Raw genomic sequence first — 15596 nt, 5'->3', positions numbered from 1 at the left:
TGATTGCTTCCATTATCGCCACCGCAGCCCGCACCAAGCTGCTCTCTTTGAAAAAATCCTCACTTCAAGCATTTTGGGCGTCTATGTGCTGGTCTTTTATCGGCAATGCCAGTTTGCTTTGGATTTTTTACCCAATCGCACTTTTGATTATTTTGGGTATCGTTCTGTTGATTAACCTGCTGGTCAAGTTGATCGATTCATTAACGGCATCAAGACGTCTGGAAGACAATACTTCCGACCATTCCAATCTTTCATCCGATTCGTAATTGTCCAGGTAGAGGTCGTCTGAAACGGTTTTCAGACGACCTCTATACCTTGTATTGACTGTAAAGACATCCTATTTTCAGGTAAAATCGGCACGACATCATATTTTCAGATAGCTCCCGACCATGCTCAATAAAGACCAATTCGCGGACAACCATTTCATCCGCACCATCATCGAAGAAGACCTCAAAAGCGGCAAACACGAAGCCATCCAAACCCGTTTCCCGCCCGAACCCAACGGCTACCTGCACATCGGCCACGCCAAATCCATCTGCTTGAACTTCGGTTTGGCGTATATTTACGACGGCCTGTGCAACCTGCGTTTCGACGATACCAACCCCGAAAAAGAAAACGACGAATACGTCAACTCCATTAAAGAAGATGTCGAGTGGCTCGGTTTCCATTGGGCGGGCGAGCCGCGTTTCGCTTCCAACTATTTCGACCAGCTTTACGACTACGCCGTCGGTTTAATCAAAGACGGCAAAGCGTATGTCGATGATTTGACGCCTGAAGAAATGCGCGAATACCGCGGCACATTGACCGAGGCGGGTAAAAACAGTCCTTACCGCGACCGCAGTATCGAAGAAAACCTCGACCTGTTCACACGCATGAAAAACGGCGAGTTCCCCGACGGCAGCAAAACCCTGCGCCTGAAAATCGACATGGCATCAGGCAACATCAATATGCGCGACCCCGTCATCTACCGTATCCGCCGCGCCCATCACCACAACACCGGCGACAAATGGTGCATCTACCCGATGTACGACTACACGCATTGCATTTCCGATGCCATCGAAGGCATCACGCATTCCTTGTGTACGCTCGAATTTGAAGCCCACCGCCCGCTGTACGACTGGGTGTTGGACAACATCCCCGCGCCACACGCCACCCGCCCGCGCCAATACGAGTTTTCCCGTTTGGAGCTTCTGTATTCCGTCACCTCCAAACGCAAGCTGAACCAACTGGTTTCAGAAGGCCACGTTTCCGGCTGGGACGACCCGCGTATGCCGACCATTTCCGGTATGCGCCGCCGCGGCTACACGCCCGAAGGCCTGCGCCTGTTTGCCAAACGCGCCGGTATTTCTAAATCTGAAAACATCGTCGATATGAGCGTGTTGGAAGGTGCGATTCGTGAAGAGTTGGAAAACTCCGCTCCGCGCCTGATGGCGGTCTTGAACCCGCTCAAAGTGACCCTGACCAACTTTGAAGCCGGCAAAACCCAAAGCCGTAGCGCCGCGTTCCACCCCAATCACGAAGAAATGGGCGAGCGCGAAATCCCCGTGTCCCAAACCATCTACATCGAAGCGGACGACTTTGCCGAAAATCCGCCTAAAGGCTTCAAGCGCCTGACACTCGGCGGCGAAGTGCGCCTGCGTCACGGCTATGTGATCAAATGCGACGAAGTAGTAAAAGACGCGGCAGGCAATGTGGTCGAACTCAAATGCAGTATCGACCACGACACCTTGGGAAAAAATCCTGAAGGCAGAAAAGTCAAAGGCGTGATTCACTGGGTTTCCGCCAAACACGCTGCCGAAATCAAAGTCCGCCTGTACGACCGCCTCTTTACCGTCGAGCGTCCCGATGCCGTGCGCGGCGAAGACGGCAACTATCTGCCGTTTACCGATTTCCTCAACCCCGAGTCCGTCAAAGAAATCACCGCCTATGCCGAACCCGCAGCCAAAAACCTGCCCGCCGAAAGCCGTTGGCAGTTTGAGCGTATCGGCTATTTCGTGACCGACCGCAAAGACCACCGCCCCGAGCAGCCCGTGTTCAACCGCACGGTCACGCTGAAAGATTCTTGGCAGCCCAAGTAATCTGTTTGCAACAGCGATATTGGAAGGTCGTCTGAAAACTTGAAATCTGGTTTTCAGACGACCTATTTTCTGAATATAAAGAAAAGGAAATACTTGTTTTGGAGAATTTAATTCTTATTGGCATGGCCATATTGACTATGGCCGCCATAGTTTGGATTGCCAGTATTGTGGCAATTGTTAAATCCAAAAATCCGCTGATTAGGAATTCAGCCATCATTTTCAATTTGATCGTGGTGTCATTGTTTGGCATGTATATGGTTAAGGCATGGCAAACTAAAAGGTATGATGATTCAAGTTATCAAACGGCTAAAGAGGAGTTGGTGATTGATGGTATACGAATTCCGGCAGGTTCGAAGCTGACCGTAGCTCCTCAGGATGGGGTATCGAAAAAGCCTGATTTTTCTACTTTTAGCGAAGTCACATTTTCTCGCCCTGTTGAATGGAAAGGCATGGAAGTTAATAGAATGAATCGTTCTGCGTACCAGACTGAAGATGGTTATCAAGCAACACTGACGATGAATGCTATTGGGGAAGCCAGGACGGTTGATGTGGAAGGGTGGTCCTGCCGGAGTGACGGAGAGATAGAGTGGCAAGCATTGACTAAAGGTGGCAAGATGCCGTCCAGTCCTGATGATTATTTCCTATCAAGTTGCATGTTAAACGAATCAGCCGAAGTGTCCCTGCCTGAGTGGTTTGTGGATGGGAAATTATATTTTTGGCGAGTGACGCGCACTGAACGTGACGGTTATTGGCAGGTAAAGATTGCTTCCAATGATCAGCCTTATTGGGGAAACGTCATTCTTGATTCAAATAAACAGTTAAAAAACTTTGAGCTGACATTAACACAGAAAAACTTGCCAGGCTGTGCGATTGATGATGACGGTGTTACGCTGGAATGGGATAGGGATAACCCTGATGTTGTTACAGTAGCGAGCACTGTCGATCTGCCCGAATTGTGCTGGGGTAAAAAAGTTGTCCGCCCCAAATCAAAGGCGGCAGAATAGAGGTATTGAGGTCGTCTGAAAACTTGAAATCGGGTTTTCAGACGACCTTTGTTGATAAAGGAATGAGATGGAACGTTATTCTGTACATTTGAAACTGCTGGGGATGGCGGTATTGTGGGGTGCGTCTTGGCCGATGGGGCGGATGCTGGGTCAGTCGCTGCCGCCGCTGACGGGCGGGGCGGTTCGGTTTGTACTGGCTTCGGTTTTGTTGTTGGGCTGGTTGTTTGCGCGCAGCAGGTTTGCGACTTTGGCGGCTTTGTCGGTGCGGCAATGGCTGGGTTTGACGGCGGCCGCTTCCGTTGGGGTGTGCGGCTATGCGGTGTTTTTTATGCTGGGTTTGCAGGCAATGCCGGCGGGTAAGGCGGCGGTGGTTGTGGCGGTGAATCCCGTGCTGACGCTGCTGCTGGCGGCTTGGCTTTTTGGCGAACGTTTAAACGCGAAGATTTTGGCGGGTATGCTGCTGGCGGTCTGTGGCGCGATAACGGCGGTAACGCAAGGGCAGCCGTTGACGGTATTGTCGGGCGGCATCAAGGCGGGGGAGTGGCTGATTTTCGGCTGTGTGGTCTGCTGGGCGGCTTATACTTTAATCGGACGTGCGGTTTTACGCGGGATAGACGCGCTGACGGTAACGGCGGCAACGTCGTTCATCGGCGCGCTGATGTTGTCGGTGGTGGCGTTGTGGACGGACGGGCTGCCGTTTGAGGCAATGGCGGCGATGGATGCAAGCGGTTGGACTGCCTTGGCGTGGCTGGTCATCGGCGCGACGGTATTGGCCTACGCGTGGTATTTCGAAGGCGTAAAGACTTTGGGCGCAGGCAGCGCGGCGGCGTATATTACGCTCGTGCCGATTTTCGGTATGCTGTCTTCGGCGTGGGTTTTGGGCGAACCGCTGCATATTTCGCTGGTTGCGGGTTGCGCGGCGGCGGTTGGCGGCATGACGCTGATGCGGTACGGGCAGAAGGTCGTCTGAAATTTTTGTTCGGGTATTTTTACTTTATTGAAATTGGGTTTCAGACGACCTTTTATTTATAATAGGTAAACAGAAGTGACGTGGATTTATAGTGGGTTAAATTTCAATATAACGAACAAAGAAAGCATAAATGCTGCCGCTTTATAACTTTATTTGGCTGACAGTGGTCGCCATACTGTGCTTGATGCTTGTCGATATGACGTTGAAGGCTGAAAGACCGTTGTTTAAAGCAATGGCTGTCAGGTTCAATGTGTTTTTGCTGTGCTGTTTGGGCGTTCAGGCGTGGAGCGTGTGGATGGGGCAGCAAGAGCCGGAGGGGTATGTGCTTCGGGAGGATACGGTGGTAGATGGTTTTCCATTGCCCGCCGGAACGAAGTTTCATTTTCGGTGGAAAAAGGATATCGAATCTTACGAGTATGCCGTCTTTCCCAAGCCTGTCGAATGGAAGGGCGTAATGATTAAGGCGGTGGAACGGAAGTTTGATGATCAATATATAGGCAGAAGCGTTTTTCTGCAGCCGGCGGAAGTAGCCGATCACAAACCGGTTTGGTCGGAAGGTTGGTTGTGTCGGATGGACGCTGAAGATTTTGGGTGGAAGTATGTCGGTACGAAGGATAAGCGAACGTCTTCACCTGACGATTACCGGCTGACGGGATGTCAGTTGGATGACTCTTTCGCGCTGCCGGTGCCGCAATTGGGCGAAAATGTGCAGCTTGGTTTGCGTGAAGTGAGATATATTGAATCCGATGAATCCGGCAAAGTTTGGCTGGCATGGTTGGCTTCTGAAAATATGCCCTTTACAGGCTTGATAACGCTGAACGATAAAAAGAATATTGTGGAAATAGAGATTGAACCCAAACAAACCGATATTTTGGGCTGTGTATTCAACAATGTTTCCCTGCTGACTTGGAAGCGTGACCAGCCCGATATCTGGACGGTATCAGCCAACCGACAAGCAGAAAATGAATTGGTGGCAGAGCATAATGTGAAACAGCCGGAAACTTGTTGGGGGAGGAAACTTGTCTATAAGTATTAATCGGCAGGTCGTCTGAAACGACGGCTGTCAGCTTGTTTCATCCAATACTTTTATTCTCAAGGAAATCATGATGTCCGCTCCGCTTGAAATCGAAACCCACCCTTTCCCTGCCGTACTGCCGCCGCAGGCGACGGTAATGATGATGGGGACGTTTCCGCCCAAGGAAGACAAACGCGCGATGCAGTTTCATTATCCGAATTTTCAAAACGATATGTGGCGCGTCTACGGGCCGGTGTTTTTTAATGATGCGGCGCATTTCCAGATGCCGTCTGAAAAAGCGTTTGATGCCGAGAAAATCAAGGCGTTTTTGCGTGAACGGGGGATTGCGTCCTGCCCGACCGTGTTGAAGGCGGTGCGGGAGCACGGCAATGCGTCGGATAAGTTTTTGCAAGTGGTCGAAACTGTCGATTTGGCGGCGGTGTTGGCGCAGATGCCCGACTGCCGCCATATCTGCACCACCGGAGGTAAGGCGACGGAAATCCTGCTCGATATTCAGGGCGGCGGCATCAAAATGCCGAAAACGGGCGAAACCGTGCCGTTTCCGTTTGCCGGACGGGATTTGACCCTGACCCGCCTGCCGTCCACTTCACGCGCTTATCCTTTGAGTTTGGCGAAAAAGGCGGCGGCGTATCGGGCGTTTTTCGAAATGGCGGGTTTGTGTGAAAAGCAGTTATAATTGCTGACAATTTTCCCTTTCAGACGACCTTCTTAAACCGAGGTCGTCTGAAAAAACAGACAAGGAAGAAATCCGATGAAAAACTACCAAGCGCCCGACGAGAAGGGCTTTTTCGGCGAACACGGCGGACTTTATGTCTCCGAAACCCTGATTCCCGCTCTGCAAGAGCTGGCGGATGCCTACAAAGCAGCGAAAAACGACCCGTCGTTTTGGGAAGAGTTCCATCTCGATTTGAAACACTACGTCGGCCGCCCCAGCCCCGTTTACCATGCCGCGCGATTGTCCGAGCATTTGGGTGGCGCTCAAATCTGGTTGAAACGCGAAGACTTGAATCACACCGGCGCACATAAGGTAAACAACACCATCGGTCAGGCATTGCTCGCCCGCCGTATGGGCAAAAAACGCGTCATTGCCGAAACCGGCGCGGGTCAGCACGGCGTAGCTTCCGCCACTGTCGCCGCCCGCTTCGGCATGACTTGCGACGTGTACATGGGCGCGGACGACATCCAGCGCCAAATGCCCAACGTGTTCCGCATGAAATTATTGGGCGCGAACGTGGTCAGCGTCGACAGCGGCAGCCGCACGCTGAAAGACGCGATGAACGAAGCCATGCGCGAATGGGTTGCCCGCGTGGACGACACGTTCTACATCATCGGCACCGCCGCCGGCCCCGCGCCGTATCCCGAAATGGTGCGCGATTTCCAATGCGTGATCGGCAACGAAGCCAAAGCGCAGATGCAGGAAGCCATCGGCAGACAGCCTGACGTCGCCGTTGCCTGCGTCGGCGGCGGCTCGAACGCCATCGGACTGTTCCACCCGTATATCGGCGAAGAAAACGTGCGCCTCGTCGGCGTGGAAGCCGGCGGTTTGGGCGTGGACACCCCCGACCACGCCGCGCCGATTACCAGCAAAGCCCCCATCGGCGTACTGCATGGCTTCCGCAGCTACCTGATGCAGGACGAAAACGGCCAAGTTTTGGGTACACACTCCGTTTCCGCAGGCTTGGACTACCCCGGCATCGGCCCGGAACACAGCCACCTGAACGACATCAAGCGCGTCGAATACACCGTAGCCAAAGACGACGAAGCACTCGAAGCCTTTGATTTGTTGTGCCGCTTCGAAGGCATCATCCCCGCGCTCGAATCTAGCCACGCACTCGCATGGGCAGTCGCCAACGCGCCGAAAATGGGCAAAGACCAAGTGATTTTGGTCAACCTGTCCGGCCGCGGCGATAAAGACATCAATACCGTGGCGAAACTGAAAGGGATTGAGTTGTAAGGTTTCAGGTAGCCTTTGGGTTGCCTGAATTTTGTTTATCGAAACAAGGAAAAAAACCATGAGTATGTTCACTATGTTGCATGGCGTTCCTTCCGAATTTTTGGAAGCCTGCCTTGCCGACAGTTCGCGTTTGGATGAATTGTCCTATCCCGACGATGCCGAAAATAATCCCGATTTTTTGGATACTGACAAAACATGGGGTGCGCTCACGTTCATGTTGGGCGGTGATGATACGGGTGTGCCTGACGATGAGGTTTTGTTGAGTCAAGCTGCTTTGGGTTCGGAAGCCATAGACGAAGAATACGATATGGGTATGTCTCCTGCGTTTTATCTGACGGCAGAGCAAGTGGCACAGTTGGCGAAAGAAATTACGGCGTTGAGTGATGATGAATTGCTCAGTCGATACCAACCTAGTGAAATGGAAGACATTTACCCATGTGAATGGCAAGAGGATGATGAAGAAACGTTGGAATGGTTGCTGCAATACTTCCATGCGTTGCAAAAATTCTATGCTGAACAGGCACGAAAAGGTCATGCCGTGATTAGCTATATCGCCTGATACTCCGAAAATAAAGCCGTTTGAAAGTCCGCCTTTCAAACGGCTTGTTTTTAGCTGCCGAAATTTGTCTGCGTAATGATGCGCTGGAGATTAACCGCTTTGCCGAAAACAGGTTTTCAGACGACCTTTTCCTTATCCGATAGAGACTTTCAGGTTCTCATCTAATCATCAGAGTGGGTTAAAATAGCGGAATTTGGCATTGACCCTGTAAGAAAATATGTTTTCCGAACACGCTTCCTCCCTGCTCGATTTCGACCGCGCCCATCTGCTCCATCCTTATACGTCCATGACCGACCCGTTGCCTGTTTATCCGGTTCGCCGTGCGGAGGGCGTGCATATCGAATTGGCGGACGGAACGCGGCTGATCGACGGGATGTCGTCTTGGTGGTGCGCGATACACGGCTACAATCATCCCGTTTTAAATCAGGCGGTTGAGGCGCAGATTAAACAGATGTCGCATGTGATGTTCGGCGGTTTGACACACGAGCCGGCGGTGGAGCTGGGCAAGTTGTTGGTCGGGATTTTACCGCAGGGGCTGGACCGTATTTTTTATGCGGATTCGGGTTCGGTTTCGGTGGAAGTTGCGTTGAAGATGGCGGTGCAGTACCAGCAGGCGCGCGGTTTGACCGCGAAGCAGAATATCGCGACGATGCGGCGCGGGTATCACGGCGATACTTGGAACGCGATGTCCGTCTGCGATCCGGAAACGGGGATGCACCATATTTTCGGCAGTGCGTTGCCGCAGCGTTATTTTGTCGATAACCCGAAAAGCCGTTTCGACGATGAATGGGACGAGGCGGATTTGCAGCCTGTCCGCGCCTTGTTTGAAGCGCATCATGCGGATATCGCCGCCTTTATTTTGGAACCGGTCGTGCAGGGTGCGGGCGGCATGTATTTTTATCATCCGCAGTATCTTCGCGGTTTGCGCGATTTGTGCGACGAATTTGATATCGTGTTGATTTTTGACGAAATTGCCACTGGATTCGGGCGCACGGGCAAGATGTTTGCCTGCGAATACGCGGAGGTCGTGCCGGATATTATGTGTATCGGCAAGGGCTTGAGCGGCGGTTATATGACGCTGGCGGCGGCGATTACTTCGCAAAAAGTCACCGAAACGATTTCGCGCGGCGAGGCGGGCGTGTTTATGCACGGGCCAACGTTTATGGCGAACCCGCTGGCGTGTGCCGTTGCCTGCGCTTCGGTCAAGCTGCTTTTGTCCCAAGATTGGCAGGCGAATATCCGCCGCATCGAAAGCATCCTGAAAGGTCGTCTGAAAACCGCATGGGACATTCGCGGTGTGAAAGATGTGCGCGTTTTGGGTGCCATCGGCGTGATCGAGTTGGAAAAAGGCGTGGATATGGCGCGTTTTCAAGCGGACTGCGTGGCGCAGGGTATTTGGGTGCGCCCGTTCGGCAGGCTGGTGTACCTCATGCCGCCTTACATTATTTCAGACGACCTCTTGACCGAACTTGCCGACAAAACCGTCCAAATCTTGAAGGAACACAGCAAATGAAAGGCGTTTACTTCGTCAGCGGCATAGACACGGACATCGGCAAAACCGTCGCCACCGGTGTATTGGCAAAACAATTGTTGCAGCAGGGCAAAAGCGTGATCACGCAAAAGCCCGTGCAAACCGGTTGCCAAAACATCGCTGACGACATCGCCGTCCACCGCAAAATCATGGGCATACCCATGCAGGAAGCCGACAAACAGTGGCTGACCATGCCCGAAATCTTCAGCTATCCCGCTTCGCCGCACCTCGCCGCCCGTTTGGACGGCAGGGCTTTGGACTTGGACAAAATCCGCAACGCCACGCAACAACTGGCGGCACAATACGAAATCGTGTTGGTCGAAGGCGCGGGCGGGTTGATGGTGCCACTGACGGAAAATCTGTTAACCATTGATTATATTCAGCAACAAGGCTATCCCGTCATCCTCGTTACCAGCGGACGGCTCGGCAGCATCAACCACACCCTGCTCAGCTTCGCCGCACTCAAACAATACGGCATCAGCCTGCGCAGCCTGATTTTCAACCACATCCACGACAACCGCGACGAACACATCGCCCAAGACAGCTTGGCGTATCTAAAGGGTCGTCTGAAAACAGAGTTTCCTGATGCGGAGTGGATGGAGCTGGACAAAACGGAGACGGACGAAAGGTCGTCTGAAAACGATTAAAACATGAAACCCATCAATCAAAACCCCATGAATCCCCCTTTAAATTGGCAAGACAAACTTCCCGATGAACTGCCGCAAGGCTGGAACGAACGCACCGCTGCCTTGTGCCAAGCGCAATCGCTGACCGCCGCTTTACGCGCCTTGGGCGGCAGCTTTACGGTAAAAGTGCTGTATATGGGCGAACTGGACGGGAAGGGCAGGTCGTTTGGCGAAAACCATGCCGAAACCGCTGCCCCGCAATTCGTCCGCGACGTTTTGCTGCATTTGGACGGCGTGCCCGTCGTACAGGCGCGCAGCGCGTGCAGCCCGCAATCGCAAGCCTGGCGCGGCGTGTTGGATTGCGGCACGCAGCCTTTGGGTGAGCGGCTGTTTGATGGCACGCTGCCCCTGAAGCGTTCGGCATTCGAGTTTTGCCTGATCGAAAACGCCGGCTGGCAGGATGATTTCAGACGACCTGTCGCTGCCCGAAGGTCTTATTTCGATTGGGATGGTGAGGTGTTGGAACTGACGGAATATTTTTTGGCGGGGTTGGCGCAGTTTGTGTAGGGCGCGGATATGCCGTTTTTGTATCTTTCTGTAAAAATTGGGGATAAGGGACTAAAGAAAATAGTAAAATCTAAAAATTGATTTATAATGAACATAATACGCTAAGCAATAATTACAAATTGATTTATTATACCAATAACATATTTTTCACATTAGCATGAAGATAAGACGTGTTCTCCTACATTTTTTCCCGCGCTATGCCGTCGGACGGATGGTCATATACGGCAAGCTGATGCGCATCGATAAGCCCATCGGCACTTTGTTGCTGCTTTGGCCGACCTATTGGGCGTTATGGGTCGCTTCGGAAGGCATTCCGGAAGCGGATATTTTTTGGGCGTTTACCGCTGGTACATTCTTTATGCGCAGCGCAGGCTGCGTGATCAACGACTTTGCCGATCGCAATTTTGACGGCTCGGTCGAGCGCACGAAAAACCGCCCCTTTGCCCGCGGGCTGGTTTCCAAAACCGAAGCGATTTTGCTGACGATCATTCTTTGTCTGCTCGCCGCCCTCTGCATGACGCCGCTGAACCTGTTAACTTGGGTGATGAGCGTTCCCGCGCTGTTTCTGGCGATGACTTACCCCTTTACCAAACGTTTTTTCCCGCTGCCGCAGTTTTATTTGGGACTGGCGTTTTCTTTCGGGATTCCGATGGCGTTTGCCGCCGTCAGCAGCGGCGTGCCTTCTACGGCGTGGCTGATGTTTACCGCCAATGCTTTGTGGACGCTTGCCTACGACACGATTTATGCGATGTCGGACAAGGAAGACGATTTGAAAATCGGGATCAAAACTTCGGCAATCACGTTCGGCGATCACGATATTTCCGCATCCATGCTCTGCCATTTTTGGTTTACCGCGCTGATGGCGGTGTTGGGCGTGAAAATCGGCGCGACATGGCCGTATTGGATCATGCTGCCTGCGGTGGTGTGGCTGCAAATCGGTCAATACCATGCCATCAAAACGCGCGACCGTCAGACTTGTTTTAAAGTGTTTTTGGATAACAACTATATCGGTCTGCTCTGGTTTTTGGGTTTGGCGGGGCATTATTTGTGGGCTTTGGCTGCCACGCGGTTGTAAGGCAATATAGTGGATTAACTTTAAACCAGTACGGCGCTGCCTCGCCTTTCCGTACTATCTGGATTTTGGGGAATTTTGCAAAGGTCTCTATCTGTACTATCTGCGGCTTCGTCGCCTTGTCCTGATTTAAAGTTAATCCACTATAGAATGGATAACACGTCGCCTGAAAAGGTTTTCAGACGACGTTTTGCTTTTTTGGGGGCAGGGCGGATTGATGGATAGCTGCTGGGTTTTATCCGGTATCCGAACCTGCTGCAAGCCATTTGCCGCCGTTTTCAGACGACCTTGTGTATGGGTTAAGAAATATCAAAGAAACAGCGTTTCTTGTTAGCAATCTGAGTGTAAATTGCGTGTTCAGGATTGAGGTTTGTACAGACAGTCGGTACAATTCCATTTCATTTTGCCACATCAAAAGAGATTTCTATGAGCCTTATCGGCGAAATTTTGCCTTTGTCCCATATCGTTTTAGACTTGGAAGTCGGCAGCAAAAAACGCTTGTTTGAAGAAGCGGGCCTGCTGCTTGAACATGAAGCAGAATTACCTCACGGCGATGTCTTCGACTGCCTGTTTGCCCGCGAAAAGCTGGGTTCGACCGGCTTGGGTCAGGGCGTCGCTGTTCCGCACGGCCGTCATGCCTGCGTGAAAAAAGCCACCGGCGCGTTTATCCGCACAAAAGAACCGGTCGCTTTCGATGCGCCCGACGGCAAACCTGTATCCCTGATTTTCACTTTGTTGGTGCCGGAAAATGCGACCGGCGAGCATTTGGAAGTCTTGTCCAAACTGGCGGGCAGGTTCTCGCAAAAAGCCGTCCGTGAAGCCTTGATGTCCGCGACCTCTGCCGAGGAGGTGCGCAAACTTCTGGCAGAAGAGTAAACAATGCCCAGTATATCCGTCCGCCGCCTGTTTTCCGATAATCAGCACAAACTCCAACTTGCTTGGGCGGCAGGCAATTCGGGTGCGGATAACCGCATCGGAGTAGAGGCCGACAAACCCGTTTTGGCGTTGGTCGGCCATTTGAATTTTATCCATCCCAATCAAATCCAAGTTGTCGGTGTTGCCGAAGCCGAATATCTCAAACGCCTCGAATCGGGTGAATTGAATTACGACTTCGGCGAACTCTTCGATATTCCTATGTCGCTGGTCATTGTTGCCAACGGTCTGGCGGTTTCGCCCAAATTGCGCGACTACTGCCATAAAAACGACATCCCGCTGCTGACTTCCAAGCTCGAAAGCCCGTATTTGATGGACGTGTTGCGGATTTATCTGCAACGCACGTTGGCGACTTCTATCGTCAAACACGGCGTATTCCTCGATGTATTTGAAGTCGGCGTGTTGATTACCGGTCATTCCGGCTTGGGTAAAAGCGAGCTGGCGTTGGAATTGATTTCGCGTGGACACAGCCTGATCGCCGATGACGCAGTCGAGCTTTTCCGCACCGGCCCTGAAACGCTCGAAGGCCGCTGCCCGCCGATGTTGCGTGATTTCCTTGAAGTGCGCGGGTTGGGCATACTCAATATCCGCCACATTTTCGGCGAAACTTCTATCCGTCCGAAAAAAATCCTCCAGTTGATTATCAACCTTGTCGCTGCCGACGACGATTACATGAAGCAGCTCGACCGCTTGAGCATACGCACGGAAACCGAGTCCATTCTCAATGTGAACGTCCGTTCCGTCACCCTGCCAGTCGCCGTCGGTCGAAACCTTGCGGTATTAGTGGAAGCGGCGGTGCGCAACTACATCCTCCAGTTGCGCGGCAAAGACAGTACTAAAGAATTCCTCGAACGCCATCAAACACAACTCAAAGAAAACGAACAAAACCATGAAAATCGTCCTGATTAGCGGATTGTCCGGCTCGGGTAAGTCCGTTGCCCTCAAGCAGCTCGAAGACCTCGGCTATTTCTGCGTGGACAACCTGCCGCTGGAAATGCTGCCTTCGTTGGTGCTGCACCACATCGAACGTGCCGATGAAACCAAACTCGGCGTGAGCGTCGATGTCCGTTCCGGCATCAATATTCAGGAAGCGCAAGAGCAAATCCAATACCTGCGCGATGAAGGGCATCAGGTCGAAGTATTGTTTGTTGAAGCAGAAGAAAGCGTGCTGGTGCGCCGTTTTTCCGAAACGCGGCGCGGCCATCCGCTGTCCGGATTGAGCCTTACCCTGTTGGAAAGCCTGCAAAAAGAACGCGAATGGCTATTCCCGCTCAAAGACATTGCCTATTGCATCGACACATCCAAAATGAACGCGCAGCAACTGCGTTACGCCGTCCAACAATGGCTCAACATCGAGCGCAGAGGGCTTTTGGTGATTCTTGAGTCTTTCGGCTTCAAATACGGTGTACCGAACAACGCCGATTTCATGTTCGATATGCGCAGCCTGCCCAATCCCTATTACGATCCCGAGCTGCGCCCCTACACCGGCATGGATGCACCCATTCAAGAGTATCTCGACCAGCAGCCCTTGGTGCAGGAAATGGTGGACGATATCGACCACTTTATGAACCACTGGCTCCCGCGCTTGCAAAAAGAAAGCCGCAGCTACGTGACCATCGCTATCGGCTGTACCGGCGGGCAGCACCGTTCTGTTTATGTTGTCGAAAAACTTGCCCAACGCCTGCAAGGGCATTACGAATTGCTGGTCCGCCACAGACAGGCACACAACCTGTCCGGACGTTGATTCCCCTTTTCAGACGACCTTTTCGATATAAAAGGAGAAACCCATGAAACATATCCTCACCCTCGCACTTGCCTGCACGCTCGCCGCCTGCGCCACCGAAATCCCCGCCTACCGTTGGCATCGCACCGGCGCAAGCGAAGCCGAAGTTTCCCGTCAAATCAACATCTGCAAATCACAAGCGCAACACGACGCCAAACACGGACGCGAATCCAAATCCCTTGAACAATGTATGGACGAAGCCGGCTACTACCGCTACGAACACGGCAACCTCTAAACCTTGAGCACCCCAAACCAAAAGGTCGTCTGAAAAACCGCGTAGGCTTTCAGACGACCTTTGCACAGAAAACGGACAAACCTCAAGGTCGTCTGAAAACAACGCCGAACCGCTTTTCAGACGACCCCACCGCAAATCAGACAGAAAGAACAAAACATGGCAATCCAATGGTTTCCCGGCCACATGAACAAAGCAAAAAAAGCCATCGCCGAACGCGCCAAAAGCGTCGACATGGTGATTGAAATGCTGGACGCGCGTATGCCAGCCTCCAGCGAAAATCCCCTGCTTGCCCAGCTTTCCAAAGGTAAACCCAAACTTAAAATCCTCAACAAACAAGACCTTGCCGACCCCGAGCGCACCCAAATCTGGCTCGAACACTACAACAGCCGCCCCGACACCCGCGCCATCGCCCTCGACTCCTCCGAAACCGGCGCACACGGCAAAATCACCCAAGCCTGCCGCGCCATGATTCCCCACCGCCAAGGCATAGAAAAACCCCTGCGCGTCCTCATCTGCGGTATCCCCAATGTCGGCAAATCCACCCTCATCAACGGCATGATAGGCAAAAAATCCGCCAAAACCGGCAACGAACCTGGTATCACCAAAGCCGAACAACGCCTCTTCCTCGCCGATGACTTCTGGCTCTACGACACACCCGGAATGCTGTGGCCGAAAATCATCGTCGAAGAAGGCGGCTACAACCTCGCCGCCGGCGGCGCAGTCGGACGCAATGCATTGGACGAAGAAGAAGTCGCCCTCGAACTCTTAGACTACCTCCGCCGCCACTACCTCCCCATGCTGCAAGAACGCTACCAAGCCGACAAAGACCCCAGCAGCCACTGGGACGACAACTCATGGCTCGAGTGGATAGCCAAAAAACGCGGCGCAGTCCTCAGCGGCGGACGGGTCAACTACCAAAAAGCCGCCGAGAACATCCTCACCGACTTCCGCGAAGGCAAAATCGGCAGAATCACCCTCGAAACGCCGAACCAATGGGAAACATGGCTCAAAAAAGCCCGCCAAAAAGAAGCCGAACTCAAAGCCATTCGCGAAGCCAGAAAGGCAGAACGCAAAGGGCAGAAGCCTGCGGACGAGTAGGGCGGTATGGTGGAATGCCAAAAGAGGTTTCACTATCTTCAAACAGGTCGTCTGAAACCTCAGAATAAATTTTTCAGACGACCTGTTTGTAAAATTTAAAACCAACATATAGTGGATTAACTTTCAACCAGTACGGCGTTGCCTCGCCTT

The 15596-nt window shown here is 52.4% G+C and carries 17 protein-coding genes; all 17 read left to right on the top strand.

Annotated elements, in window-relative coordinates; all coding sequences use genetic code 11:
• The coding region (locus tag HMPREF2572_RS06215) for a 7 transmembrane receptor (protein WP_246827778.1) at nucleotides 1-266 on the top strand (266 nt) is incomplete at its 5' end.
• 123 nt (nucleotides 267-389) lie between these two features.
• Nucleotides 390-2078: a glutamine--tRNA ligase/YqeY domain fusion protein gene (locus tag HMPREF2572_RS06210; protein WP_070496921.1), complete on the top strand. Its 1689-nt coding sequence runs from the start codon at nucleotides 390-392 to the stop codon at nucleotides 2076-2078.
• A gap of 98 nt (nucleotides 2079-2176) precedes the next feature.
• Nucleotides 2177-3082, top strand: coding sequence for a hypothetical protein (locus tag HMPREF2572_RS06205; protein ID WP_148132300.1), 906 nt, complete (start codon nucleotides 2177-2179; stop codon nucleotides 3080-3082).
• A gap of 67 nt (nucleotides 3083-3149) precedes the next feature.
• On the top strand, nucleotides 3150-4052 hold the full coding sequence (locus HMPREF2572_RS06200) for a DMT family transporter (RefSeq protein ID WP_070496915.1): 903 nt from the start codon (nucleotides 3150-3152) through the stop codon (nucleotides 4050-4052).
• 130 nt (nucleotides 4053-4182) lie between these two features.
• Nucleotides 4183-5088 (top strand): hypothetical protein, encoded by a 906-nt coding sequence (locus tag HMPREF2572_RS06195; protein ID WP_070496912.1) that lies wholly within the window; start codon nucleotides 4183-4185, stop codon nucleotides 5086-5088.
• 70 nt (nucleotides 5089-5158) lie between these two features.
• Nucleotides 5159-5764: a uracil-DNA glycosylase family protein gene (locus HMPREF2572_RS06190; RefSeq protein ID WP_070496909.1), complete on the top strand. Its 606-nt coding sequence runs from the start codon at nucleotides 5159-5161 to the stop codon at nucleotides 5762-5764.
• A gap of 75 nt (nucleotides 5765-5839) precedes the next feature.
• The gene (gene trpB, locus HMPREF2572_RS06185; RefSeq protein ID WP_070496906.1) at nucleotides 5840-7042 is read left to right on the top strand and encodes a tryptophan synthase subunit beta; all 1203 of its coding nucleotides are present in this window, start codon (nucleotides 5840-5842) and stop codon (nucleotides 7040-7042) included.
• 58 nt (nucleotides 7043-7100) lie between these two features.
• Entirely contained in the window at nucleotides 7101-7601 is a 501-nt protein-coding gene (locus HMPREF2572_RS06180; protein ID WP_070496903.1) for a YfbM family protein, read from the top strand.
• A gap of 217 nt (nucleotides 7602-7818) precedes the next feature.
• Complete coding sequence (bioA, locus tag HMPREF2572_RS06175) at nucleotides 7819-9114, top strand: adenosylmethionine--8-amino-7-oxononanoate transaminase (RefSeq protein WP_070496899.1); 1296 nt, start codon at nucleotides 7819-7821, stop codon at nucleotides 9112-9114.
• Nucleotides 9111-9779 carry a dethiobiotin synthase gene (bioD, locus tag HMPREF2572_RS06170; protein WP_070496896.1) on the top strand — a complete coding sequence of 223 codons (669 nt, stop codon included), beginning with the start codon at nucleotides 9111-9113 and terminating at the stop codon, nucleotides 9777-9779. The genes bioA and bioD overlap by 4 nt, the downstream gene beginning before the upstream one ends.
• 3 nt (nucleotides 9780-9782) lie before the next feature.
• Entirely contained in the window at nucleotides 9783-10325 is a 543-nt protein-coding gene (locus HMPREF2572_RS06165) for a chorismate--pyruvate lyase family protein (protein ID WP_083294176.1), read from the top strand.
• Nucleotides 10326-10482: 157 nt separating this feature from the next.
• Nucleotides 10483-11400 carry a 4-hydroxybenzoate octaprenyltransferase gene (ubiA, locus tag HMPREF2572_RS06160; RefSeq protein ID WP_070496893.1) on the top strand — a complete coding sequence of 306 codons (918 nt, stop codon included), beginning with the start codon at nucleotides 10483-10485 and terminating at the stop codon, nucleotides 11398-11400.
• 423 nt (nucleotides 11401-11823) lie between these two features.
• Nucleotides 11824-12273, top strand: a complete 450-nt coding sequence (gene ptsN / locus HMPREF2572_RS06155; protein ID WP_070496890.1) for a PTS IIA-like nitrogen regulatory protein PtsN — start codon at nucleotides 11824-11826, stop codon at nucleotides 12271-12273.
• Nucleotides 12274-12276: 3 nt separating this feature from the next.
• On the top strand, nucleotides 12277-13239 hold the full coding sequence (gene hprK / locus HMPREF2572_RS06150) for an HPr(Ser) kinase/phosphatase (protein WP_003756089.1): 963 nt from the start codon (nucleotides 12277-12279) through the stop codon (nucleotides 13237-13239).
• The gene (gene rapZ / locus HMPREF2572_RS06145; protein WP_003743930.1) at nucleotides 13220-14074 is read left to right on the top strand and encodes an RNase adapter RapZ; all 855 of its coding nucleotides are present in this window, start codon (nucleotides 13220-13222) and stop codon (nucleotides 14072-14074) included. The genes hprK and rapZ overlap by 20 nt, the downstream gene beginning before the upstream one ends.
• 43 nt (nucleotides 14075-14117) lie before the next feature.
• Nucleotides 14118-14348: a protocatechuate 3,4-dioxygenase gene (locus HMPREF2572_RS06140; RefSeq protein ID WP_070496887.1), complete on the top strand. Its 231-nt coding sequence runs from the start codon at nucleotides 14118-14120 to the stop codon at nucleotides 14346-14348.
• A gap of 156 nt (nucleotides 14349-14504) precedes the next feature.
• Nucleotides 14505-15446, top strand: coding sequence for a ribosome biogenesis GTPase YlqF (gene ylqF / locus HMPREF2572_RS06135; RefSeq protein WP_070496884.1), 942 nt, complete (start codon nucleotides 14505-14507; stop codon nucleotides 15444-15446).
• The last annotated feature ends 150 nt before the right edge of the window (nucleotides 15447-15596 follow it).

Origin of the sequence: Neisseria sp. HMSC064E01, from assembly GCF_001808875.1 — a bacterium.
Taxonomy (GTDB): Bacteria; Pseudomonadota; Gammaproteobacteria; order Burkholderiales; family Neisseriaceae; genus Neisseria; species Neisseria sicca_A.
This window is presented reverse-complemented; position numbering and strand designations above follow the sequence as displayed.

Coding starts and splice junctions, on each gene's coding strand:
- HMPREF2572_RS06210 (WP_070496921.1), top strand. CDS start 390: ATGCTCAATAAAGACCAATTCGCGGACAACCATTTCATCCGCACCATC.
- HMPREF2572_RS06200 (WP_070496915.1), top strand. CDS start 3,150: ATGGAACGTTATTCTGTACATTTGAAACTGCTGGGGATGGCGGTATTG.
- HMPREF2572_RS06195 (WP_070496912.1), top strand. CDS start 4,183: ATGCTGCCGCTTTATAACTTTATTTGGCTGACAGTGGTCGCCATACTG.
- HMPREF2572_RS06190 (WP_070496909.1), top strand. CDS start 5,159: ATGTCCGCTCCGCTTGAAATCGAAACCCACCCTTTCCCTGCCGTACTG.
- trpB (WP_070496906.1), top strand. CDS start 5,840: ATGAAAAACTACCAAGCGCCCGACGAGAAGGGCTTTTTCGGCGAACAC.
- HMPREF2572_RS06180 (WP_070496903.1), top strand. CDS start 7,101: ATGAGTATGTTCACTATGTTGCATGGCGTTCCTTCCGAATTTTTGGAA.
- bioA (WP_070496899.1), top strand. CDS start 7,819: ATGTTTTCCGAACACGCTTCCTCCCTGCTCGATTTCGACCGCGCCCAT.
- bioD (WP_070496896.1), top strand. CDS start 9,111: ATGAAAGGCGTTTACTTCGTCAGCGGCATAGACACGGACATCGGCAAA.
- HMPREF2572_RS06165 (WP_083294176.1), top strand. CDS start 9,783: ATGAAACCCATCAATCAAAACCCCATGAATCCCCCTTTAAATTGGCAA.
- ubiA (WP_070496893.1), top strand. CDS start 10,483: ATGAAGATAAGACGTGTTCTCCTACATTTTTTCCCGCGCTATGCCGTC.
- ptsN (WP_070496890.1), top strand. CDS start 11,824: ATGAGCCTTATCGGCGAAATTTTGCCTTTGTCCCATATCGTTTTAGAC.
- hprK (WP_003756089.1), top strand. CDS start 12,277: ATGCCCAGTATATCCGTCCGCCGCCTGTTTTCCGATAATCAGCACAAA.
- rapZ (WP_003743930.1), top strand. CDS start 13,220: ATGAAAATCGTCCTGATTAGCGGATTGTCCGGCTCGGGTAAGTCCGTT.
- HMPREF2572_RS06140 (WP_070496887.1), top strand. CDS start 14,118: ATGAAACATATCCTCACCCTCGCACTTGCCTGCACGCTCGCCGCCTGC.
- ylqF (WP_070496884.1), top strand. CDS start 14,505: ATGGCAATCCAATGGTTTCCCGGCCACATGAACAAAGCAAAAAAAGCC.